Below are 21618 nucleotides of genomic sequence, written 5' to 3'. Positions count from 1 at the left end.
TGAATGGAATCCCTGCTTACTTCGACTCAAATATCTCAAGACCAATTAATCCATAGAATCAAGAACTCTATTGCTTACTTCAACTCAAGTGCTTAAATGCTAATGAATCAATGCGAGGTGACGATTATGAGAGAAAGTAAAACTTACTCTGTCCTAGAAATTTTCTATGATTTTGTTTTTGTTAATGCCTTATTCGGTCTGATTTATATGATTCAGGACCTGATTAGGTGGCCCCTTGACCAGAATATGGTCTGGCGCTTTGCCCTGACCATGGCGGCGGTCCTCTATATCTGGTTCAGCCAAGTGACTTACAACAATCGTTTCTTGAAGGAGGGGCCACTGGACTATATCTGCCACTTCTTCGACATGACCGTTCTTCTGATCCTGTCCCACGGCAATACCGTTTTGTGGAGGGACAGTTGGGTAATCTTGTCAGCAACCTTGGGCTTTCTCTGTCTGAGCTTGGCCCTACGCTATGGCATTCAAGGGATACGTGCCCAGACGGAAGAAGTCAAGTACTTGGCCTCCCGTCATGCTTTGATTTTCTTAACTCAAGCTATCCTACTCCTAGTCGCAACCACACTACCTTATGAATGGGGCGTCGCCCTCTTGGTAGTCGCCGTCTTAGCTGGTTGGTTGGCCCCACTTTACTTCTTGCGGGACCGCCAAGTACCGGCCCTGGACTTGGCCCATCTCAAGAATCGGGTCTCTCTCATGTTCATGATGTACTTGGGTGGCCTGATTGTCATTAGCATGGGTCCCTTCTTATCAGAGGAAAGCAATACCCTCATGGGCTTAGTGATAGCGGCCTGCCTCATCCTCCACTATAAGATTCAAATCGACCGGCTGCCCCAAGATGGACAAGAGTCAGCCACTGGCTTTATTTACAGTCATTATGTGCTCATGATTGGCTTGAGTTACGTGATTGTGGCCCTACGTGGCTTTATGTCCCCTCATGTGCGCATTAGCCATATGGTGGATCTAAGCTATGGCAGCCTCTGTGTTTACTATCTGGGCATAATCATGCTTAGCTTCAAGACCAAGCCGGAATTTAAGGGTGGCTTTGCTACTTGGAAAATCTATCTGCCACTGCTAGTAGGTTGGCTCTTATCCAAACGGACCTTGCCTATGCCGGATGTGGAATTAGTTCGCCTAACAGTGGTCATTGCCCTTATCTTCGCCGGCCAGGTTTACTTGCTTAAGAATCCCAAAAAAGAACTAGCACCAGCCTTAGAAGGGGAGCCAACAGAAGGTGACCAAGTTCAAGAACCAGAGGCGGCTGAAGAAGCATCTGTAAGAGAAGCGGCTGAAGAAGTAGCACTTGAAATTGAACCTGTTGAATCAGAAGTTGCTACAACAGAAGTGCCGACAGCTCATACACCTGAAGCCCAAGGCCAAGCAGGCCCACAAGCTGATAGTCCAGCTCCAAGCCAAGACTAATCTTTGTCAACCATCCCATAAAAGGAGGCCACTATGGCGCGTATATTGATTATCGAAGACAACCAGGACATCCATGCCCTGATTAAGCAGTCCCTGGGCCAGGAACATGAACTGGTCTCTGCCTTTGCCGGGACAGAGGGCTTGCTTTACTGCCAGTCCCAGCCGGTGGACCTGGTCCTGTTGGACTATATGTTGCCGGGCATGAATGGCCAGGCTGTCCTGGAGGACATTCGGGCCTTTAGCCAGGTGCCGGTCATTATGCTGACGGCCTTGGGGGACAAGAAGCTGATCAGTCAGATGCTGCTGGCCGGGGCCAATGACTACATGGTCAAGCCCTTCGACTTCGAGGAGCTCTATGCCCGGGTGACCGTCCAGTTGCGGACAGCCGGCCATGAGGCGGGGGCTAGCAGTCAGCCAAGCCAGGTGACCACCAGCCTAGGCCAGCTGCAACTCCAGGCCGATAGCTTTGAGATCAGTCGGGAGGGCCAAGCGGTCCGCCTGTCTAAAAAGGAATTTGGCATTCTAACCACCTTGCTAGGCGAGCCCCAGCGGATTTTTACCAAGGAGCTGCTCTATGAATTGGTCTGGCAGGATGCCTTCATTCCGGGCGACAATACCCTCAACACCCACCTGTCCAACCTGCGCAAGAAAATCAGCCAGCTGGATGATAGCCAGGATTATATTGAGACGGTCTGGGGCCTAGGGGTTCGCCTAGCTCAAGGCGTCCGGCCAGGAGGGGAGGCGACCTAATGTTGGGAATTACCTTGGGCCTAGGCCTCTGTCTCCTAGGGACCAGCCTCTATTTATTTCATCAAAGCTACACCATCCGCCAGCTGACCCGGCAAATTGAGACCAAGCGCCAGACCAAATCCCAAGGGCGCCTGCGTCTCAGTCAGCAGAGTCGAACTTTAGTGGACTTAAGCCAGGCTATCCAAGAAGTCTTCGAGGACCAGGAAGCCGAGCGAATCACCAGCCAACAGGAGCGGCGAGATTTGGACCAAGCCATCAGCAATATTGCCCACGATATCCGGACCCCGCTCACCATTGCTTCGGGTTATACCCAGCAAGCCCTTAAGCAGGTCAAAGCCCAAGAGCTACCCGATGTCCAGGCCTTGGAAAAGGTCCACCAGCAACTCAAGCAGGTCTCGGGCCGGCTAGAGGCCCTCTTGGACTATCGCCGGGTCTTGGAGCACGAGGTCAAGCCCAGCTTTGCGCGCGTGGATGTCCATCAGCTCTTATTGAAGACAGCCTTGACCTACTATGAAGCCTTCCAAAGAGCAGGACTTAGGGTCGACTTGGACCTGGCGCCAGGTCCTATCTGGCTAGAAACCGACCCAGAACTTCTGGTGAGGGTCCTGCAGAACCTGCTAGGCAACTTGCTTAAGCATGGCAAGGACCAGGGCCGGATTAGCCTGAGCCTCCAAGCAGACCAGCTACAAATTGGCCTCGATAATCAAATGGCCCAGCCCATCCAACAGGTTCGCTACTTGACCAAACGCTTCTATTCGGAGAACCTGTCAGAAGTCGAGTCTTCTTCTGGCCTGGGGCTCTATATTAGTCAGCAAGTAGTCCAATTACTAGGTGGCCAGCTGACCCTAAGCAGTCAGGACTTGGATTTCTCCGTCTGCGTCAGCCTACCATTGAGATAGCAAAAAGCCAGCCCATCAGTATTCAAACTGGTGGACTGGCTTATTTTTGTGGCTTTATAAGTCACGTCTTTTGAAAATCTGATAACCTAGGCAGCCGAAGCTGGTACTTAGAATCAGCGACAGGCCCACGGCCAGGGCTAGATTGGGGTCTGATAGGAGGGCAAAGTCGGCTTGCACATCGACGTAGCGCAGCCAGGTGATTTTTGGCAAGAGCATGGCCAGATAATTGGCGGAAGGTCCGAATAGGAAGAAAAAGACCAGGCTGATGGGGATGGAGTGGGTCAAGTGGAGGAGGGTCAGAATGACGGCCACCCAGAATTGGATGAAGAGCCATTGGAGCAGGAGTACTTGAACGCCTTGCCCAAGTACTTCGGGACTTAGGCCCGACATATCCAGGAAGAGGCTGGCATATAGATAGCGGGTGCTGGTGTAGAGGAAGAGGTTGAAGCCGGTTAAGAGGAAAATCATCAGCCATTTATTGAAGTAGTAGCTGAAGCGGGAAATGCCGGCGGACAGAGAATTTTTATAGAGTTGGTGGTTGAGTTCAGGCCCCACCAAGTAGAGGGTCAAAAAGAGCATAAAGATCTGAATACCAGCCCCGCTCTCTATGGCCTGGCTGACGGCAGTCAAACCGTCCAATCTCAGCTGCTCCAGGCCCTCAGTACCGGTGACCCCTTGGAGGCCTGAGATAAACTTGAGGACGGTAGGGTGAGCCAGGAGGACAATGAGGAAGTTGAAGGCCAGGAGCAGGATTTCCATGGTCCAGAAACCCTTTGAATGAAGCAGACGACGGAAGTCGGCTTTAAGAATGGCTAACATGGTGAGCATCCTCCTCGTGAATCAATTGGGTAAAGTAGTTTTCTAGGTTCTGCTTAGCATAATAAATCTCATCCAGGGCCACTTGGCCTTGAACCAGAGCGGTATTGACAGCCGACAACTGGTTGGCAGGCGCGAAGACATGGATTTCACCCGTTTCGGCCACCACCTTGAAGGGGTAGCTGAACTGGCTCTCTAGCAGGCGGCTGGCCGCTTCTACCGCATGGGTCTTGAGGACAATATAGTCTTCGGACAGGCGATCGAATTCGGTCTTGGAGATTTCCTTAATTAGCCGTCCGTCTTTGATAAAGCCAAAGCGGTTGGCCAGTTGCTGGAGCTCGCTTAGGATGTGACTGGAAATAATCATGGTCATGCCTAACTCGCGGTTGAGGCGGAGGAGGAGGGCGCGCAAGTCGCTAATGCCGATCGGGTCTAGGCCGTTGACCGGCTCATCCAAAATGAGCAGGTCGGGCTTGGCCAAGATCGCCAGACCGATGGCCAGGCGTTGCTTCATCCCTAGAGAGAAGTCCTTGAAGGGCTTGCGACCGGCATTCTGCAAGTCGATGAGTTCTAGGGTCTCCTGGATGACTTGCTCGGCTTGGGGCAGGCAGAGGAGGGTGGCTTGGTAGCGCAGGTTCTCGTAGGCCGACAGATTAGGGAAGGCGGCCGGTGACTCAATGACGGCACCCACCCGAGTCAGGGCCTGGCTCCACTCCCGGTCGCTGCTAGAATCGAAGAGGGAGACGGTGCCTGAAGTAGGGTGAATGAGTCTGGTGATAAGCTTGAGTAGGGTCGTCTTACCGGCCCCATTTTGGCCGATTAAGCCGTAGATGTCGCCTTCTTCTAGGCTGAGGCTGACCTGGGTCAGGGCCGGACCAGAGGCATAGTTTTTAGTCAGGGCATGGGTAGTCAGGATGGGGGTCATGTTGAACACGTCCTTTCTGCTAATTAGGAGCTTGACTCCTTGATAATTCTTAGTATAGGACCTAAAAATCAAATATCTCTCAAGCAATTCTAAAGTATTTCTAAAGTTTTGTCGAGAGGCTACAATTTGCCAAGGGCTTGGGCCTATGCTAAAATAGTTATCATGATAACTATTAAAGGAGGGTAGCCTATGGAAGGTTGTATCCATGATACGGTGGCCTTCAGCCATCGACTCAAGTTTCAAGCCCAGAACCTGGCCAAGGAAGCCGGTATGGATTGGTTAGCCGGTCCCCAGGGGCGGGTGGTGACCTATCTCTTCCACCACCAAGAGCGACCGGTTACCATGATGGAAGTGGCAGAGAAAATGAAAATCTCCAAGCCGGTGGCTAGCCAACTCTTCAAGCGTATGGAGAAGAATCAGTTGATTGACATAAAGCCTGATTCCCGCGATAAGCGGCGCAAGTATGTGACCCTGACCGAGCAAGGCCTAGTAAAGCAAGCCCAGGTCGGTCATTTCTTAAAGACCATCCACGACCAATTACTGGAAGGAATCAGCGAGCAAGATCTAGCGGCATTCCACCAGGTGATCCGCCACTTGACGCAAAATCTGGAACATATTCAATACAAAGGAGTAGACCATGTTTAAATTAATTAAGCGACTCAGTGCCCGTGAATGGGGCATGGTGGGTCTTACCGTGGCTTTCATCTTCCTAGCCGTCTACTTGGACTTAGAAGTTCCAAGTTATATGAAGGAAGTGGCCACGCTCTTACAAACACCAGGCGTGGGCCTAGACCAGTTAATGGGCCCTGGCGCCCTCATGTTGGGCCTATCTCTAGCTAGTTTCGCCAGCCTGGTCATGGTGGGCTTCCTAGCCGCCCGTCTAGCCGCTAGCTATACCACCCGTTTGCGGTCGGACATCTATAGCCAAGTCCTCAGCTATTCAGATGCTGAAATCAAACGTTTCAGTATTCCCTCTCTCTTGACCCGGACCACTAATGACATCAGCCAGATTCAGCTGCTGATTACCATGGGCCTCCAGGTCATCGTTCGCGGTCCTATTATGGCTATTTGGGCCATGACCAAGATTGTGGGCAAGTCCGAGGCCTGGCTTTGGGCAGTGGGGGTAGCGGTCTTAATCATCATTTTAATGACTGTAGTCCTCATGACCTTGGCCTTTCCTAAGCAAGCGGTCATTCAGAAATTAACTGATAAGCTCAATGCCGTTACCCGCGAGAGTCTGATGGGGATTCGGGTTATTCGGGCCTATAATGCTGAGGACTACCAAGATGCTAAGTTCGAAGCTACTAACAATGAAGTGACCCGACTCAACCTCTTCGTTAACAACCTCATGGCCATCTTCAACCCTATCATGTCGGGGATTTCCTCAGGTTTGACCCTGGCCATCTATTGGATCGGGGCCTATCTCATTGCCTCCGCTAACTTATTTGATAAAGTTGGCCTCTTCAGCGAAATGATTGTCTTCATGTCCTATGCCATGCAGATTGTCATCGGCTTCCTCTTGATGGGGATTATCTTCTTCATCCTGCCCCGTAGCTTGGTGGCAGCGGGCCGGATTAATGAAGTCCTAGAACTAGAACCAAGCATTCATTCACCAACCCAAGGCCAGTCTCCAGACCCAAGTCTCAAGGGCCAAGTCACCTTCCAAAATGTGACCTTCCGCTATGCCCAAGAAGCCGAGCCGGTCATCCAGGACGTGTCCTTCCAGGCTCAAGCTGGTCAAACCGTGGCCTTTATCGGCTCAACCGGTTCAGGGAAATCCACCCTGGTTAACTTGATTCCACGCTTCTATGATGTGTCAGAAGGCCAAATTCTGGTCGATGGCATCAACGTGGCCGACTACGACTTAAGCGAACTGCGTAAGCGGGTAGGTTACATTCCTCAAAAGGCCGTCCTCTTCTCGGGAGACATCCAGTCCAACCTGGATATGGGGGATAGCTTAGAAAGCCCACTGACGGAAGTCAAGATGTGGCAGGCCCTTGAATTGGCCCAAGCTAAGGACTTTGTGGAGGCCAAGGAAGGCGGCCTAGCCGAGCATGTGGCTCAGGGCGGGACCAACTTCTCCGGTGGTCAACGTCAACGTCTGGCTATTGCCCGGGCTCTGGCGCGTAAGCCAGAAATCCTGATCTTCGACGATTCCTTCTCTGCCCTGGATTATAAGACCGACCGTATCTTGCGTGAGGCCTTGACCAAGGAGACGGCCCACATGACTAAGTTGATTGTGGCTCAACGGATTTCCACCATTATGGAGGCTGACTTGATTCTGGTCCTAGACCAAGGTCGAGTGGTCGGCCAGGGGACCCACAAGGAATTGCTCAAAGACAATGCAGTCTATCGCGAAATTGCTTACTCTCAATTATCCAAGGAGGAATTAGAAGATGGCCAATAAGACATCCAAACCATCCCTCTTTAAGGGAATCAAACCTTATATTCAAGGCTTTCAACTGCCCTTGGTCTTGGCTCTGATTGGGGCGACCATTTTCAGTATGATTACGGTCTACGGGCCACGTAAGTTGGAAGAAATGACCAACCTGATTGGCCAAGGCATGTCAGGCAAGATGGACCTCAAGGCCATCTCAGCTGTGGGCTTCTTGCTAGCCGGGCTCTACGCCTTTGGGGCAGTAATTAACTACCTACAAGGCTTCATTATCACCACCATGATTCAGCGTCTGTCCCAGCGTCTGCGCCGGGCTATCGCGACTAAGATTAACCGTCTACCCTTGGCCTACTTCGATAGTCACTCCCAAGGGGATACCCTGTCACGGGTGACCAACGATGTGGATACCGTCGGCCAATCCCTTAACCAGAGTCTGGCCAATGTGATTTCTTCGGTCATCATGATTATCGCGGTTCTGATTATGATGTTCACCGCCAATGTCATCCTCTCGCTAGTGACGGTGGTCTCCGTCTTCGTGGGCTTTATCCTGATTATGTTTATCGGCATGCGGGCCCAAGCCTTCTTCAAGGCTCAACAAGCCAACTTGGCGGCCGTCAACGGCTTCGTAGAGGAAACTTATTCGGGTCACAATGTGGTCACCAGCTACAATGCCGTTCCTGAGTCTCTGGCCCAGTTTGCCAAGCTCAATGGCCAACTGCATGACAGCATCTGGAAGTCTCAATTTATCTCGGGCATTATGATGCCGCTTATGATTTTCATTGGGAACTTCGCCTACGTCCTGGTTATTATCGTGGGGGCTATCTTGGCCCTGCAGGAGGGCAGTGGCGTGACCATGGGGACCATCGTGGCCTTTATGGTCTATGTGCGGATCTTCGGTCAACCCATTTCCCAACTGGCCCAAGGCATGACTTCCCTGCAACAAGCGGGGGCAGCCATGAGTCGGGTCTCCGAATTCCTTAATGAAGAAGAAATGGCGGACGACCACCAATTGCCACAGGCTTTGGCCGACATTAAGGGGCAGGTCACCTTCGACCAGGTTTCCTTTGGTTATTGGCCTGATCAAACCATCATTAATGACTTTACGGCCCAAGCCCGACCTGGTAAGAAGATTGCCATTGTAGGGCCGACCGGGGCAGGTAAGACCACCATTGTTAACCTGCTTATGAAGTTCTATGAAATCAACCAGGGGACCATCGCCATTGATGGCGTGGACCTGGCCCAAATGAAGCGGTCAGAAGTCCATGATGCCTTCGCCATGGTCCTACAGGACACCTGGCTCTTTGAAGGGACCATCAAGGAAAACTTGATCTTCAACCAGACTGGCATTAGTGACGACCAGGTGGTCGAGGCGGCCAAGGCGGCTGGCGTCCACCACTATATTATGACCCTGCCTAAGGCTTACGATACGGTCCTGGATGACACGGTCACCTTGTCGGTCGGGCAAAAGCAGCTCATGACCATTGCCCGCGCCTTGCTTAAGGACGCACCACTGCTGATTCTGGACGAGGCCACTTCTTCGGTGGATACCCGGACCGAAGAACTGATTCAACAGGCCATGGATACCCTCATGGAGGGGCGGACTTCCTTCGTCATCGCCCACCGTCTGTCGACTATTAAAAATGCCGACTATATCCTGGTCATGCAGGAAGGTCGCATTATCGAACAAGGTAACCACCAGGAGCTCATGGCTCAAAGCGGCTTCTATGCTGACCTCTATAACAGTCAGTTCGATAAAAATTCTAGTGGCATGGACTTCGAAGAACTCTTGGCTTAAAGGCCACTAAAAATAGCTACAGGTCTTCTGTTCGATTCTTCCAAAAAGGCTAAGAAGCAAATAGCTGAAGTAAAGGACTTGGTTCTCTATTGTGCGGGACCTGGTCACTTGTTGGTATAGAGAATGACTTGCCCCTAGTAAATGCTAAGACCTATTAAGCAAACTACACCAATGAGTGGGGTGTTTATCATACCTACCGCCTTTTAAAAAATATCACAGGTATGTGGTGCTAGCAGGAGATTGCGTGTCTAACAGATTACCAATTTTCCTATCAGGAAATGGCAGAGCAAGCAGCAAGCGTACATGCCTTTTTACAAGAAATCGACCTGAACCATGATCGTTTTAACAACCCTAAAAACATGATTGAGGAGATTCAAGCCGCCTGTCGTGAAAGTGGGCAGCCTATACCAAAGACTGTGGGAGAATTAGTCATGTGTGTCTATTCTAACCTAGCTCGTATTTATGCTAGGGAGTTGAAGCAATTGGAAGACTTAAGTGGCAAGACGATTGATTACCTTCATGTAGTGGGTGGAGGTTCTAACGTGAGCTTGCTCAATCAGTTAACTGCCAATCTCATTGGGAAAGAAGTCATTGCAGGGCCGGGAGAGGCTACTGCGATTGGAAATATTCTGGTACAAATGATTAGTGTTGGAGAATTTGAGAATCTCTCGCAAGCTCGTCACTGGCTAGCGTCATCTAGTAGTTTTGAATGTTACAGACCGCAAATTTAAGGAGAAAAGCATGAATGAATTACAAATTAAACAAGCCTATCAAGTTGCTAAAGAACGCTATGCAGCAATCGGTATTAATACCGATAACGCCCTCGAAAGGCTTCAAAATATTAAGATTTCTGTACACTGTTGGCAAGGCGATGACGTACGAGGCTTCCTTACACCGGATGGTGAACTGACGGGGGGCATCATGTCAACGGGGAATTACCCAGGTGCTGCCAAAACACCAGATCAGCTTCGCCAAGACTTGGAAAAGGCCTATAGCTTGATTCCTGGGCGACACAAGCTAAATCTGCATGCCATTTATCTGGATACAGATGAGAAAGTGGATTTGAATCAAATTGAACCAAAGCACTTTGAAAAATGGGTAGCGTGGGCTAAGGAGCAGGGTGTGGGGCTTGATTTTAATCCTACCTTCTTCTCGCATCCTATGATGAAGGATGGGCTGACTTTGTCACACCCCGACAAAGAAGTGCGTGACTATTGGATTGAACATGGGAAGCGAAGTCGAAAGATTGCTGCATACATGGGGAGAGAATTGAATCAAGTCTGTTACAACAATTTTTGGGTGCCAGATGGATATAAGGACAATCCGATTGATCGCCTAACTCCTCGTAAACGCTTGATGGAGTCTCTTGACGAAATCTTCTCTGAACAACTGGATGAAGCTTGTACTCAAGATACGGTCGAAAGTAAGTTGTTTGGTATCGGTGCGGAAGCTTATACAGTCGGCTCCCATGAATTCTATATGGGGTATGGCCTAACGCGAGACAAAATGATTCTTCTAGACGCAGGACATTTTCATCCAACTGAAGTAATCTCAAATAAATTATCTTCACTTGCCTTGTTTGGGAAAGGTCTTATGCTACATGTATCTCGTCCAGTGCGTTGGGATTCAGATCACGTGGTGATTATGGACGACGAGCTGCAAGATATTGCTAAAGAACTAGTACGTAATGACTTGTTGGATAAGACAGTAATTGGCTTAGACTTCTTTGATGCTACAATTAATCGGATTGCTGCCTGGGTAATTGGTAGCCGTAATACTCAAAAAGCTCTCTTAAAAGCCTTGCTTGAGCCAACAGCTGACTTGAAGGCTATGGAGAATCATTTTGACTTTACCGGTCGTTTGGCTTATACGGAGGAGCTGAAAGACTTCCCTTATGCAGATGTTTGGAATTATTTCTGCTTGCAAAACAAGGTCCCAGTAGGTCTGGATTGGTTAGACGATGTCCGTCAATACGAAAAAGAAGTATTAAGTAAACGAAACTAGAAAAGAGGCAACTATGAAATTTATAGAATCTTCCTTTGTAAAAAAAATGTGTGAAGTAACCTATGAGTCCTATCTACGATATTGGGATGAGCGAAACGGCGGCAACGTTTCCTGCCGCTTAAGCGCGGAAGAGCTTGTGGGCTACGAGGATATTTCTGAGGTTAGGTCAAGTCATGAATTGGGTTTTAAGGCATCCGATTTAGCTGGACAATACTATCTGGTAACGGGGACGGGACGCTATTTTCGTAATGTAACTAAGCAACCCTTGCTTGACTTGGGGCTCGTTCGTATTTCAAATGATGGCTTAAGCTATGATGTTGTCTGGGGCTTTGAAGATGGCGGACGACCAACTTCTGAATTTCCTAGCCATTTGATGAGTCATATTGAGCGTCTGAAGATTAATCCGGCCCATCGGGTAATCTTCCATTGTCATCCAACTAACTTAATTGCTCTAACGTTCACTCAGGATTTGGATGAACGTCACTTATCGCGACTACTTTGGAAAATGCAGGCCGAGTCCTTAGTGGTTTTCCCAGAAGGTGTGGGTCTTATTCCCTATATGACACCAGGCACAACAGAGATAGGGGAAGCAACCGCAAGAAAAATGGGCGATTTTTCAGCAGTAGTCTGGCCCCATCATGGGCTCTTTGCTTCTGGAAACTCACTCGATGAGACCTACGGCTTGATTGAGGTGATTGAAAAAGCGGCAATGATTTACAGTCAAATTGGCGCTCAAGGGGGCCGTATAAAGCAAGATATTAGCGATAATCAGCTTAGAGAATTGGCTGCACGCTTTAAGGTGACCCCTAGAAAAGACTTTCTATAAAACGTTGTGATCACAAGGAGAGATTAGGCTCTCCTTTTTTATAATACTTTACTAGTTCTGAATAGCTTATTTGCATTAAAAGACACCCCATAAATTGGATAAAATAATCCAACTTATAGGGTGTGTGCCGGCCTTTTTTGTTGTCTTATAATTCGTAGGAGTGTTCCTTGAAGTTGCCCAAGATGTTGTTGATGTTGGTAATGGTGATGAAGGACTTGGGACTGGTTTGGGCGATAATTTTCTTGAGGGTATGCAGCTCATTTTGCTGAATAATGAGGATGATCATGTATTGTTTCTGGTGGGAATAGCCACCTTCCACTTCAATAATAGTCGAGCCCCGGCCCAGACGGGAGTTGATGGCAGACACGACTTCTTGCGGATTGAGACAGATAATCGAACACTGGATATAGGCCGAGAAGAAGCGTTGGATGTTCTTCATGGTCTGGTTACGGACGAAGCTCATAATCAGGGCATACATGACGTGTTGAATGTCGAAGGTCAGCCAGATCAAGCTGTAGACCAGGATGTCCTGCATGAGGAAGACCGTCGGGATGCTCCATTTGAAGCGCTTGGCCAGGAATTTACCGGTAATGTCGGTCCCGCCTGTTGAAGCACCCGCAATCAGCAGAAAGCTCATCGCAATCCCAGAGATGATGCCACAGAAGATGGCGGCCACTAGGGAGTCGTTGAGTTCAACTGGAGCTACCATATTGGGCAGGTTGTTAATGAGGAAGGAGGAGGCCAAGATAGTGGCCCCGGTTAGTAGGAGAAATTGCTTGCCGATATATTTGTAGGCAATGTAGAAGAGGGGGACGTTGAGGGCTAATTGGGTGGTCCCGATGGGAATGCCGAAATACTTCTGCATAATCAGCCCAATCCCGATAGTGCCGCTGGCCCCGATCCCGTTATAAGGGACTAGCAGGCCGGCATAGACACTAAAAAGTAGGATGCCGATGACCAGGAAGAGGATGTCTTTGAGTCGTTTGTGTTGGTGGGGGGCATAGACGCCTTCAAGCAGTTGCATAATCGCAGTCAAATCCTTTACAGTATACTATTCATCTATCATTTTAATAATTCTGGGCTCATAAATCAAGGATAAGGGGGAGGACTTGGGGGCCAATTGCCTTTGTGCTATAATAGAGCTATCAAGGAGGTGTTAAGATGGAGCCAAGCAATGTCAGAAAACTGAGTCCAGAGGACAGGGACAAGCTGGTCCTTCAGCTAGAGCGGGAAGAGGCTGACCTGACTGAGCGCGACTACGATCGCTACCAGGAGCTGATTAAGCGGGACCTAAGTGGTCTGACCACTAAGAAAATCGTCCAGTCCCTGCTGGCTCTGCTTGATAGCCTACAAGATGGTCTGCTCTTTGTCTTGGGCTTCGTGCTCTTGGTCCTAGTAGTAACATTCTTGAATGGTCATTTGGACCAGGCTTGGCCTTTCTTGAGGACCATGCTGACGGGGCTCTTGGCCTTAAGGCCAGACCAGTTTGTCTGGAACTTGACCTCGCTCTGCTTAGTCTTCCTGGTCGCGATGAATGTCTACAACCACTGGCGCTACCGCCAGGCCATGTTGAGATTACAGGTCTCAGTGGATGCCATGGTCCGTGTTCAAGCCGAAATCGCCCAGCGACCTGTCGTCCTGACCCGTCTGGCTAGCTACCTCTACGAGTGTGGCTTCCAACGTCTCTTGGCCGAGGAGGAGGAAACCGACTAATACCGCATAGATTATAAGGAGGTAATCACCATGAAAGTCTTAATTGTTTATGCCTACCCAAATCATCAAGGGCTCAATGCCCAAATCCTAGCTCGAGTGCAAGCTGGGCTGGCGGGTCGCCATGAGGTCAAGACCCTGGATCTCTACCTAGAGCACAAGGAAAAGGGCTTCGATCCCTGCCTAGTCTTCGATCAAGACCATCAACGTCGCGATTTAGACAAGGACCCGCAAATGGCTCCTTATCGTGACTTGGTAACTTGGGCTGACCATCTAATCTTCATCTATCCTATTTGGTGGGGCGGCATGCCTGCCGTGCTCAAGGGCTTTGTTGATCGCGTTTTGGTTAAGGGCTTTGCCTATGATTATAGTGATAATCCAATCCCTCAAGCCCTCCTTAAGGGCCGAACGGGCTGGGTCATTACCACCCACGATACAGTAGGCTTCTTCGCCCGCCTCTTCATGCAGGATTATGGTCGCGTTTTAGCTCGCCATATTCTGCGCATGGTGGGCATTAGGCCAGTTCAACAAAGCCAATTAGCCTATGTGCGTGGCAGCAAGCCTGAAAAAATTGCGGCCTTCCTAGATAAAATTCAAGCCCAAGCGGCCAGCCTCTAAGAAGGGAGCTAAGTGAGTTGATGACTAGTCCCTTATTCGAAGCCTTTTTAAGCATTGCTAGAGCCCTGAATGAGCGGGGCCTTGTACCCCTCTTGATGGGGTCGGTCGGTCTGGAAGTTCGGACGGGCCGCTCCTGGCAGGCGCGCGACCTGGACATTCATGTGCCGGGTGATCCGCGGGGGTGGGAGGCGCCTGACCACTTACGTATCTATGACTTTGAGCTGCTTGAAGGAGTCATGGAGGACTTGGGCTATGTCTTGGTAGACCGCCACGAGCATGAATTCCAAGGGCCTGCCGGCTCAGTAGAGTTTGGCGCTCTGGATACTTTGCCAGACTTTGCCGGCGTGGCCTTGGAAGACCTGCCCCTGGAAGACTGTCAGGGGGTCCGCTTCTATTTGCCTACCATGAGCCAGTATCTGGCCATCTACCGGGCTTCCTCCCAGGATTCCTATCGTAATGATCAAAATAATCATAAAGACTTGGCTAAGATCGCCTACTTAGAAGAGCGCTTAGCATTAGATTGTCAAACCAAGGAGTAAACTATGTCGCAAAAAGCTACCCCACCAAGGCCCCTGCCTAATAGCCATTTTCCGAGGCATCGCATTTATGGCCTAGGCCTTCGCTCTCGCTATGGGGCCATTGCCCGTTGCCTAGCAAGCCTAGTCTTCATGTATATTTTTAGAGTTGCACTGATATTATTTGCTGCGCCTCTAATAGCCCGCTTGCTCTGGTTAATCCGCCAATGCTGGCTGATTCGCCGCCACAATAAGGAGCGTTGGCACTACCTAGTCCAAAACTATCCCCAAGTGGAAAGCGATGACTTCCAACCCGACCGGGAGTGGCCGGAGATTACCTGCATGGTCTATCAGAATCACCTAATCTTTTGGGGCGATGGACTAGAGGTCTGGCATTTCAATGATATTCTGACCCTGGACTTCGATATTAACTGGGAAGAGCCCGACCAGAATATGCGGCCAGCTGAGTCTAGCCGCCACCAACGCAACTGGTGGGGCCGACTGCAGAAGACTCGCTATCTGATTGTGTCCCTGGCTAACTGGCAAGTCCTAGAATTACGCCTGCCCAAGAAGGCAGAAGAAGTAGACTTAGAAATTGCCATTGACGAGCTCAAGGAATATTTTGCCAAGGCGGAGTATTAGTTGTGCTAGCGAAAAAGGAGGCGCCAAAATTAGTGCCCAAAGGTATGAGAAAGAGATACAAATAAATTCAGAGTTCACCGTCATATATTTTAATTTGCTTGATAGATGTCGTAAGAGGAGCGCGAAAAGCTAATGGTAATTGAGATTAATGGAGTTAATAAGAAAATTGGGTCAAAAGAGGTTATTCAAGATGTCTCTTTAAGTATTGGGAGAGGCCAAGTCTTCGCCTTGCTAGGACCCAATGGGGCAGGGAAGACTACCCTGATTCGTATCATTTTAGGTTTGTTGAAAGCCGAGACGGGGACGATTAGGCTCTTTGGCCAGGAGCTGACCGCTCAATCCAGGTCTGATCTCTTATTACGTATTGGGGTTCAAAATGATGGCAATCTCTATGAAAATCTAACGATTGAAGATAATCTGGCCTTATGGGGTCAAATCTATGGTTTGGACCAAGCCACTATCAAAAGAAGACTAGATGAGTTAAAGCAGAAGTTTCATTTAGAAGCCTATTCTAACATGCCAGTAGGGAGTCTCAGTAAGGGTAATCGGCAGAAAGTCATGCTGGCTAGAGCCATGTTTCATAATCCTGAGGTCTTGATTTTGGATGAGCCAACAACAGGGTTAGATCCTGCTGCCATTGATGAGTTTTATGACGCCATTAAGACCCTCAAGCAAGAGGGCGTGACCATTATCATGTCCACCCACTATCTCTATGGCATGGATGGCGTGGTCGATAGTATTGGCATTATTTCTGAAGGAAAGATTCTGATCAGCGATGCAGTGGATAAGCTACGCCGCCAAGATAAGCAAGTCCATTTTGAAGGTAAATTTAAGCCTGGCCACCTCAAAGAATTACTTGCCCATGGCCAAGTAGCCGGGAATCTGCAGGATGAATTTACCATCTCAGTGGAGAATGATGAGCAGCTAGCTGCCCTTGTCAGAAGCTTAGTTCAAAAAGGCAATGACATTCATTATGTCTATAAAGTAAGGGAAACCGTCAAAGAAATATACTTTAGAATTATTGGGGTAGATAGCCATGAATAGACAGCAATTAAAGGTCATGATCAAAAAGGAATACAAGGAATTAGTCAAGGAGAAAGGCTTACTGCTGTCCTTACTGTCCATGGCCATTATCTTTAGCATTGTCCTTCCAACACTCATATTACTAGTGGGCACGAGTAAGGAAATGTCGGCTAGCATAGTGGGTCTTAATACTTTTCTTGAACAATTTAAGCTGATCGATTATCCAGCTTATCTGACCAAGGAAACCATACCCCTCTACGCTGTCCTGACCTACTTCTTCTTACCGCTATTTATGTTGCAGCCTATTATGTTTGCGACGCTATTAGCCAGCAACAGCTTTATTGGGGAGAAGGAGCACAAGACTTTGGAGGGCCTCTTATACACGCCCCTATCTCCAAAAGTCCTGATTCTAGGAAAAGCCTTAGGTTGTGCCTTACCGTCCTTGGCCCTGTCCACGCTTTCCTCTCTGGCTTATACCTTAGTGGTGAATACACTAGGCTGGGGCTATTTTGGGCATCTGATCTTGCCTAATCTGACCTGGATATTAGTAATCCTAGTGATTTCGCCTCTGCTGGTCTTTTTATCAATCTTGCTGATTATTGGCAGTTCACAATATTTGAAGAACAGTAAGTCAGCCCAAGGGGTATCCATGATCATCGTAATGCCAATCATCGGTATCTTGCTTTCTCAATCCACCGGGGTCTTAATTCTAGGTGTCTTTGAAACGGTGGTCTTTATCACGGTTTTAGTACTACTCGTGATTCTAGCCTTCTTGGTTCTAATGAAAATATTCAATTTTGAGAAATTTATTCTCAATAATTGAGGCGTCTGTCAACGATTAGTAAGCACAAGCTCGCAAGGAGGCAGCCATGATTAGACATCTTTTTTCCGATATGGATGGAACCATTCTGCGGAAGGACGGCCGCATTAGCCCGGAGACGGCCCAGGTCATTCGTCAAGTTGGCCTGCCCCTGACCCTGGTCTCGGCCCGCTCGCCTATGGAAATGCGGGAAGCCATAGACCAGCTGGGACTGCATGATGTCCATGTGGGCTTCAATGGGGGCTATATCTTCCAGGCTAGTCCTGAGGGCTACCAGGTCATTCATGAGGTCCGAATGGACTATCAATTAGCCAAGACCCTAGTCCTGGATTTAAGAGGGCGCTATCCCGACCTCAGCATAAGTGTCTTCGACGATCAGACCTGGTTTGTGGACCGCTACGATGACTGTGTGGCCTATGAGCAGAACTTGACTGGTCTAGACTATGTCCTGGTAGACTATGAGGACTTCTTCCAGGCCCCTTGGCGCAAGGTTTTCAAGCTCATGTTGGTGACCTTCGACCATGAGCTCATGGAAGAGGTCAAAGTCTATTTGCCGGCAGCCTATCCAGAAGCCGAAATCGGTCTCTACCAGACCAGCATTCCTTATCTGGAAGTCACGCCGCGTCTGGCCCAGAAATCCCTGGGTATCCAGTATATCCAGGAGCGGGAAGGGCTGACTCGCCAGGAACTCATGTCCTTTGGCGATGGGACCAATGACCTGGCTATGTTCCAAGTGGTCGGCCAGGCGGTGGTCATGGCCAATGCCAGTGAGGCCATTAAGGCCCAGGCCGACTATGTGACCCTGTCCAATGAAGAAGACGGCGTAGCCCATGCCTTGCTGCATTACTTACCAAGTTTACAAGATGAATAAAGAGAGCCCCTGCCATCTGGCAGGGGCTCTTTGCTTGTTTCGGAGTAGATTAGAAGAGGCCGGTCACCTTGCCGTCGGCATCGATGTCGATGCGTTCAGCGGCAGGGGATTTAGGCAGACCTGGCATGGTCATGATGTCACCGGTCAAGGCCACGATGAAGCCGGCGCCGGCAGAAACCTTGAGTTTCTTAATGGTGACAGTGAAGTCCTTAGGTGCCCCAATCAGGCTAGCATTGTCGGAGAAGGAGTACTGGGTCTTGGCCATACAGATTGGCAGCTGGCCGAATCCCAGGTCTTCCAGCTCCTTGAGCTCACGCTTGGCCGCTGGGGTTAGGCTGATGCCTGCACCACCGTATACTTTTTGGACGATTTTGGTGATCTTGTCTTGGATGGAATCTTCCAGGTCATAGATGTAGCGGAAGTCCTTAGGAGCCTCCGTCAGAGCCACTACTTTCTCAGCCAAATCGCGACCGCCGGCCCCGCCTTGGCCCCAAACATCAGAAATCGATACGTCGACGCCACGCGCTTGGCAGGCTTGGTAGACGGCCTCCAGTTCAGCCTCGGTGTCGGTTGGGAACTTGTTGATGGCCACAACCACTGGCAGGCCAAAGGCTTCTTGGATGGTAGCCAAGTGCTTGTCCAAGTTAGGCAAGCCAGCCTTGACGGCTTCCATGTTTTCAGGACCTAAGTCGGTCTTAGGTACGCCACCGTGCATCTTGAGGGCCCGGATGGTGGCCACTAGCACAACTGCGTCAGGCTCTAAGTCAGCCAGGCGACACTTGATGTCTAGGAATTTCTCTGCCCCTAGGTCAGCGCCGAAGCCAGCCTCGGTGACCACATAATCGGCTTGGCGCAGGGCTAGCTTGGTAGCTAGGACCGAGTTACAGCCGTGGGCGATGTTAGCAAATGGTCCGCCGTGGACAAAGGCAGGAGTGCCTTCCAGGGTTTGAACCAGGTTAGGGTTGATGGCATTCTTGAGCAGGGTGGCCATAGCGCCCTCAGCCTTGAGGTCAGCGGCTGTCACGGGGCGGCCGTCGAAGGTATAGGCCACGATGATGCGGGCCAGGCGCTCCTTAAGGTCAGATAGGCTGGTCGCCAAGCAGAGGACCGCCATGATTTCGGAAGCAACGGTGATGTCGTAGCCGTCTTCGCGTGGCACGCCGTTAATCTTGCCTTGAAGGCCGTTGACGATATGACGTAACTGGCGGTCGTTCATGTCGACTACCCGTTTCCAGGTGATGCGACGGCTGTCGATGCCTAGGGCATTGCCGTGGTGGATGTGGTTGTCCAGCATAGCCGCCAGCAGGTTGTTGGCCGCGCCGATGGCATGGAAGTCTCCGGTAAAGTGCAGGTTGATATCTTCCATAGGAATGACTTGGGCATAACCACCCCCAGCGGCGCCCCCTTTGACCCCAAAGACTGGGCCTAGGGATGGTTCGCGCAGGGCGATGGCAGCCTTCTTGCCGATTAAGCTGAGGGCATCAGCCAGACCTACTGAGGTCGTGGTCTTACCTTCGCCGGCTGGTGTTGGCGTGATAGCAGTCACTAGGACTAGTTTGCCTGGCTTGCTTGCTTCTTTGGCTAGGGAAGCCAGGTCCACTTTGGCGATGTGATGGCCATAGCGGAAGAGCTGTTCAGGTTTTAGGCCTACGGAAGCAGCGATGTCTTCGATAGGGCGAGGGGTAACTGAGTTAGCAATTTCAATATCAGATAAATGGGTCATGGATTAGCGGTCCTCCTAGAATGCTTGGTAATGGCCAGCCCTTGCAAGGGGCTTCTGCTATGATTATAACAGAAATGTCAGGCCTTGTGGCTAAAAAACGAATGGCCGGGACCAAGAAAAATGGCCTCGTTCGTGTTTATGGCAAGGCCAGATGGGAGGACTTGCTGGCGATCTAGCCTAAAAAATTTTTGCCCCACACTCGCTATAACCTAGTCTGATTAGCTAAGAATAGCTCTATATCAAGGAAAAATAGACCCCTAAAAATAATAAGTCAATGGGGTTGACAAATAAAAGAGTGGGTGATAAGATTTAAGCATAAACTTGTAACAGAGAAAGTTACAAGTTGCCATCTCACCATAAAGGAGGGTAGACCCACTAGTTGTCCCAGTAGCCAATGGTAAACCAGGCAGACGGTTGCTTAAGCAGCCTTAAGTCGTCACAACCATGGTAAGAAAGTAAGAAATAGGATGTGAGTCTATGCAAATATCAAGTCGCTTTACCATTGCAATCCATTCATTGGCCGTCATCTATTTGAGACAAGGCCAGCAGCGCGTGACCAGTAACTTCCTAGCGGAGAGTATTCAGGTCAACCCCGTGGTCGTGCGCTCGGTCCTATCCGGCTTGAAGGCGGCTGGCATTATCGAGTCGCGTCAAGGCAGTGGGGGGTCACGCTTGGCCAAGCCCCTGGATGCCATCACTTTTTATGATATCTATGTCACAGTAGACAGTGTTGACAAGGATGGGCTCTTCAATTTCCATCCTAACCCACATCAGGACTGTCCGATTGGCCGCAATATTCACCAAGCGGTGGATGGCAAATTGATACAGATCCAAGCGGCCATGGAAAATGAGCTCAAGCGCATCACCATGCAAGATGTGGTGGATGATTTAGAAAAGGCCATTGAGCAAAGCGCCCAATAACATAAGTAAATTAAATATCCCTTGGGGATTAGAATATATAAAATAGAAAGAATAGAGGTAATCAATATGTCAAACTTTAACCAATTACAAGCAAAACGTCGTTCAATTTACGCACTCGGTAAGGAGCTTCCAGTTTCTAACGATGCTCTGGTTGAAATCGTTGAAAAAGCCATGAAGGAAGCACCATCTGCTTTCAACTCTCAATCTAGCCGTGCTGTCATCTTATTCGGTAAAGAGTCTGAAGACTTCTGGAACGAGATTGCTTACAGCGAACTTGAAAAGGTAACGCCAGCGGAAGCTTTCGAAGGGACTAAAGGTCGTTTAGCAGGTTTCGCAGCAGGGGCTGGGACCATCCTCTTCTTCGAAGACCAAGAAGTGGTAGAAGGCTTACAAGCTAACTTCCCACTCTACGCTGACAACTTCCCAATCTGGTCAGAACAAGCACACGGGATCAACTTATACGCAGTATGGTTGGCATTTGCTGAACAAAACATCGGCATGAACGTGCAACACTACAACCCATTAGTAGACGAAAAAGTAGCCGCTAAACACAATATCCCATCTACTTGGAAATTACGTGCTCAAGCACCATTCGGTAGCGTGGTAGCACCAGCTGGCGACAAAGAATACATGGCTGACCAAGATCGCGTTAAGTCATTCGGTAAATAAGACAAGCGATAGCTTGTGGAGGACAGAGGTCTGAGTGACCTCTGTCTTTTTTGTGTCTGCCTCGGTCTGCCTTGGCCTGGTCGGGTGCTTAGGCAAAGTGGGCCCTTGTGGCGGGACCGGCTCTAACCTCGCAGGGGCGAGTCTTCCGTCTTGGCGGTCTATGGTGGCCTAAGTCGCTTCGCTCCAAGGCCACTCATGCGTCCGCCATCCTTTAGGCCACAAGAGCCACTTTGCCCGCACCCGCCCTGGCCAAGGC

At 49.8% G+C, this 21618-nt stretch carries 22 protein-coding genes; 18 read left to right on the top strand and 4 right to left on the bottom strand.

Annotated features, from left to right (window positions below; translation table 11 throughout):
• Positions 1 to 126 precede the first annotated feature (126 nt).
• Genes HMPREF3093_RS05095 through HMPREF3093_RS05085 form a run of 3 tightly spaced genes read left to right on the top strand, consistent with a single transcriptional unit; the run spans position 127 to position 3089 of the window.
• Positions 127 to 1440 carry a low temperature requirement protein A gene (locus tag HMPREF3093_RS05095; protein WP_070755909.1) on the top strand — a complete coding sequence of 438 codons (1314 nt, stop codon included), beginning with the start codon at positions 127 to 129 and terminating at the stop codon, positions 1438 to 1440.
• 33 nt (positions 1441 to 1473) lie between these two features.
• Complete coding sequence (locus tag HMPREF3093_RS05090) at positions 1474 to 2190, top strand: response regulator transcription factor (protein WP_070755907.1); 717 nt, start codon at positions 1474 to 1476, stop codon at positions 2188 to 2190.
• Entirely contained in the window at positions 2190 to 3089 is a 900-nt protein-coding gene (locus tag HMPREF3093_RS05085; protein ID WP_070755905.1) for a sensor histidine kinase, read from the top strand. Before HMPREF3093_RS05090 ends, HMPREF3093_RS05085 begins: the two co-directional genes overlap by 1 nt.
• A gap of 54 nt (positions 3090 to 3143) precedes the next feature.
• On the opposite strand, the gene HMPREF3093_RS05080 is transcribed toward HMPREF3093_RS05085, so the two are convergent.
• Both HMPREF3093_RS05080 and HMPREF3093_RS05075 read right to left on the bottom strand, forming a co-directional pair.
• Positions 3144 to 3908, bottom strand: coding sequence for a hypothetical protein (locus HMPREF3093_RS05080; protein ID WP_070755903.1), 765 nt, complete (start codon positions 3906 to 3908; stop codon positions 3144 to 3146).
• Positions 3892 to 4830 (bottom strand): ATP-binding cassette domain-containing protein, encoded by a 939-nt coding sequence (locus HMPREF3093_RS05075; RefSeq protein ID WP_070755902.1) that lies wholly within the window; start codon positions 4828 to 4830, stop codon positions 3892 to 3894. Before HMPREF3093_RS05075 ends, HMPREF3093_RS05080 begins: the two co-directional genes overlap by 17 nt.
• Positions 4831 to 5019: 189 nt before the next feature.
• Between HMPREF3093_RS05075 and HMPREF3093_RS05070 the strand changes: the two genes are divergently transcribed.
• From HMPREF3093_RS05070 to rhaD, 6 genes are all read left to right on the top strand, one after another.
• Positions 5020 to 5475: a MarR family winged helix-turn-helix transcriptional regulator gene (locus tag HMPREF3093_RS05070; RefSeq protein WP_070755901.1), complete on the top strand. Its 456-nt coding sequence runs from the start codon at positions 5020 to 5022 to the stop codon at positions 5473 to 5475.
• The gene (locus HMPREF3093_RS05065) at positions 5468 to 7237 is read left to right on the top strand and encodes an ABC transporter ATP-binding protein (protein ID WP_070755900.1); all 1770 of its coding nucleotides are present in this window, start codon (positions 5468 to 5470) and stop codon (positions 7235 to 7237) included. The genes HMPREF3093_RS05070 and HMPREF3093_RS05065 overlap by 8 nt, the downstream gene beginning before the upstream one ends.
• Positions 7227 to 9020 (top strand): ABC transporter ATP-binding protein, encoded by a 1794-nt coding sequence (locus tag HMPREF3093_RS05060; RefSeq protein ID WP_070755898.1) that lies wholly within the window; start codon positions 7227 to 7229, stop codon positions 9018 to 9020. Before HMPREF3093_RS05065 ends, HMPREF3093_RS05060 begins: the two co-directional genes overlap by 11 nt.
• Positions 9021 to 9298: 278 nt before the next feature.
• Positions 9299 to 9751, top strand: coding sequence for an FGGY-family carbohydrate kinase (locus tag HMPREF3093_RS05055; protein ID WP_070755896.1), 453 nt, complete (start codon positions 9299 to 9301; stop codon positions 9749 to 9751).
• Positions 9752 to 9761: 10 nt separating this feature from the next.
• Positions 9762 to 11024: an L-rhamnose isomerase gene (gene rhaA, locus HMPREF3093_RS05050; RefSeq protein WP_070755894.1), complete on the top strand. Its 1263-nt coding sequence runs from the start codon at positions 9762 to 9764 to the stop codon at positions 11022 to 11024.
• A 13-nt stretch (positions 11025 to 11037) separates the two neighbouring features.
• Positions 11038 to 11850 carry a rhamnulose-1-phosphate aldolase gene (gene rhaD, locus HMPREF3093_RS05045; RefSeq protein ID WP_070755892.1) on the top strand — a complete coding sequence of 271 codons (813 nt, stop codon included), beginning with the start codon at positions 11038 to 11040 and terminating at the stop codon, positions 11848 to 11850.
• A gap of 145 nt (positions 11851 to 11995) precedes the next feature.
• On the opposite strand, the gene HMPREF3093_RS05040 is transcribed toward rhaD, so the two are convergent.
• Positions 11996 to 12874: a YitT family protein gene (locus HMPREF3093_RS05040; RefSeq protein ID WP_035364142.1), complete on the bottom strand. Its 879-nt coding sequence runs from the start codon at positions 12872 to 12874 to the stop codon at positions 11996 to 11998.
• 137 nt (positions 12875 to 13011) lie between these two features.
• Between HMPREF3093_RS05040 and HMPREF3093_RS05035 the strand changes: the two genes are divergently transcribed.
• The 7 genes from HMPREF3093_RS05035 to HMPREF3093_RS05005 all read left to right on the top strand — a co-directional run bounded on the left by HMPREF3093_RS05035 (position 13012) and on the right by HMPREF3093_RS05005 (position 18049).
• Positions 13012 to 13563: a hypothetical protein gene (locus tag HMPREF3093_RS05035; protein ID WP_070755891.1), complete on the top strand. Its 552-nt coding sequence runs from the start codon at positions 13012 to 13014 to the stop codon at positions 13561 to 13563.
• A gap of 30 nt (positions 13564 to 13593) precedes the next feature.
• Positions 13594 to 14178 carry an NAD(P)H-dependent oxidoreductase gene (locus tag HMPREF3093_RS05030; RefSeq protein ID WP_070755889.1) on the top strand — a complete coding sequence of 195 codons (585 nt, stop codon included), beginning with the start codon at positions 13594 to 13596 and terminating at the stop codon, positions 14176 to 14178.
• Positions 14179 to 14198: 20 nt separating this feature from the next.
• On the top strand, positions 14199 to 14717 hold the full coding sequence (locus HMPREF3093_RS05025; RefSeq protein ID WP_070755888.1) for a phosphoribosylanthranilate isomerase: 519 nt from the start codon (positions 14199 to 14201) through the stop codon (positions 14715 to 14717).
• A gap of 3 nt (positions 14718 to 14720) precedes the next feature.
• Positions 14721 to 15335 carry a hypothetical protein gene (locus HMPREF3093_RS05020; RefSeq protein WP_070755887.1) on the top strand — a complete coding sequence of 205 codons (615 nt, stop codon included), beginning with the start codon at positions 14721 to 14723 and terminating at the stop codon, positions 15333 to 15335.
• A gap of 132 nt (positions 15336 to 15467) precedes the next feature.
• A complete protein-coding gene (locus HMPREF3093_RS05015; protein WP_070755886.1) occupies positions 15468 to 16379 on the top strand; it encodes an ABC transporter ATP-binding protein in 912 nt (303 codons plus the stop codon).
• The gene (locus HMPREF3093_RS05010; RefSeq protein ID WP_070755885.1) at positions 16372 to 17181 is read left to right on the top strand and encodes an ABC transporter permease subunit; all 810 of its coding nucleotides are present in this window, start codon (positions 16372 to 16374) and stop codon (positions 17179 to 17181) included. Before HMPREF3093_RS05015 ends, HMPREF3093_RS05010 begins: the two co-directional genes overlap by 8 nt.
• 46 nt (positions 17182 to 17227) lie before the next feature.
• The gene (locus tag HMPREF3093_RS05005; protein WP_070755884.1) at positions 17228 to 18049 is read left to right on the top strand and encodes an HAD family hydrolase; all 822 of its coding nucleotides are present in this window, start codon (positions 17228 to 17230) and stop codon (positions 18047 to 18049) included.
• A gap of 49 nt (positions 18050 to 18098) precedes the next feature.
• Here HMPREF3093_RS05005 and HMPREF3093_RS05000 read toward each other — a convergent pair whose 3' ends face one another.
• The gene (locus HMPREF3093_RS05000) at positions 18099 to 19772 is read right to left on the bottom strand and encodes a formate--tetrahydrofolate ligase (RefSeq protein WP_070755883.1); all 1674 of its coding nucleotides are present in this window, start codon (positions 19770 to 19772) and stop codon (positions 18099 to 18101) included.
• Positions 19773 to 20249: 477 nt separating this feature from the next.
• Here HMPREF3093_RS05000 and HMPREF3093_RS04995 point away from each other — a divergent pair, with 477 nt between their 5' ends.
• A complete protein-coding gene (locus HMPREF3093_RS04995; RefSeq protein ID WP_070755882.1) occupies positions 20250 to 20693 on the top strand; it encodes an Rrf2 family transcriptional regulator in 444 nt (147 codons plus the stop codon).
• A gap of 66 nt (positions 20694 to 20759) precedes the next feature.
• Positions 20760 to 21362 carry a nitroreductase family protein gene (locus tag HMPREF3093_RS04990; protein ID WP_070755881.1) on the top strand — a complete coding sequence of 201 codons (603 nt, stop codon included), beginning with the start codon at positions 20760 to 20762 and terminating at the stop codon, positions 21360 to 21362.
• Positions 21363 to 21618 lie beyond the last annotated feature (256 nt).

It is taken from the genome of Abiotrophia sp. HMSC24B09, assembly GCF_001815865.1.
Classification (GTDB): Bacteria; Bacillota; Bacilli; order Lactobacillales; family Aerococcaceae; genus Abiotrophia.
Note: the sequence above shows the minus strand (reverse complement) of the source record. Positions and strands in the feature narration are given on the sequence as shown.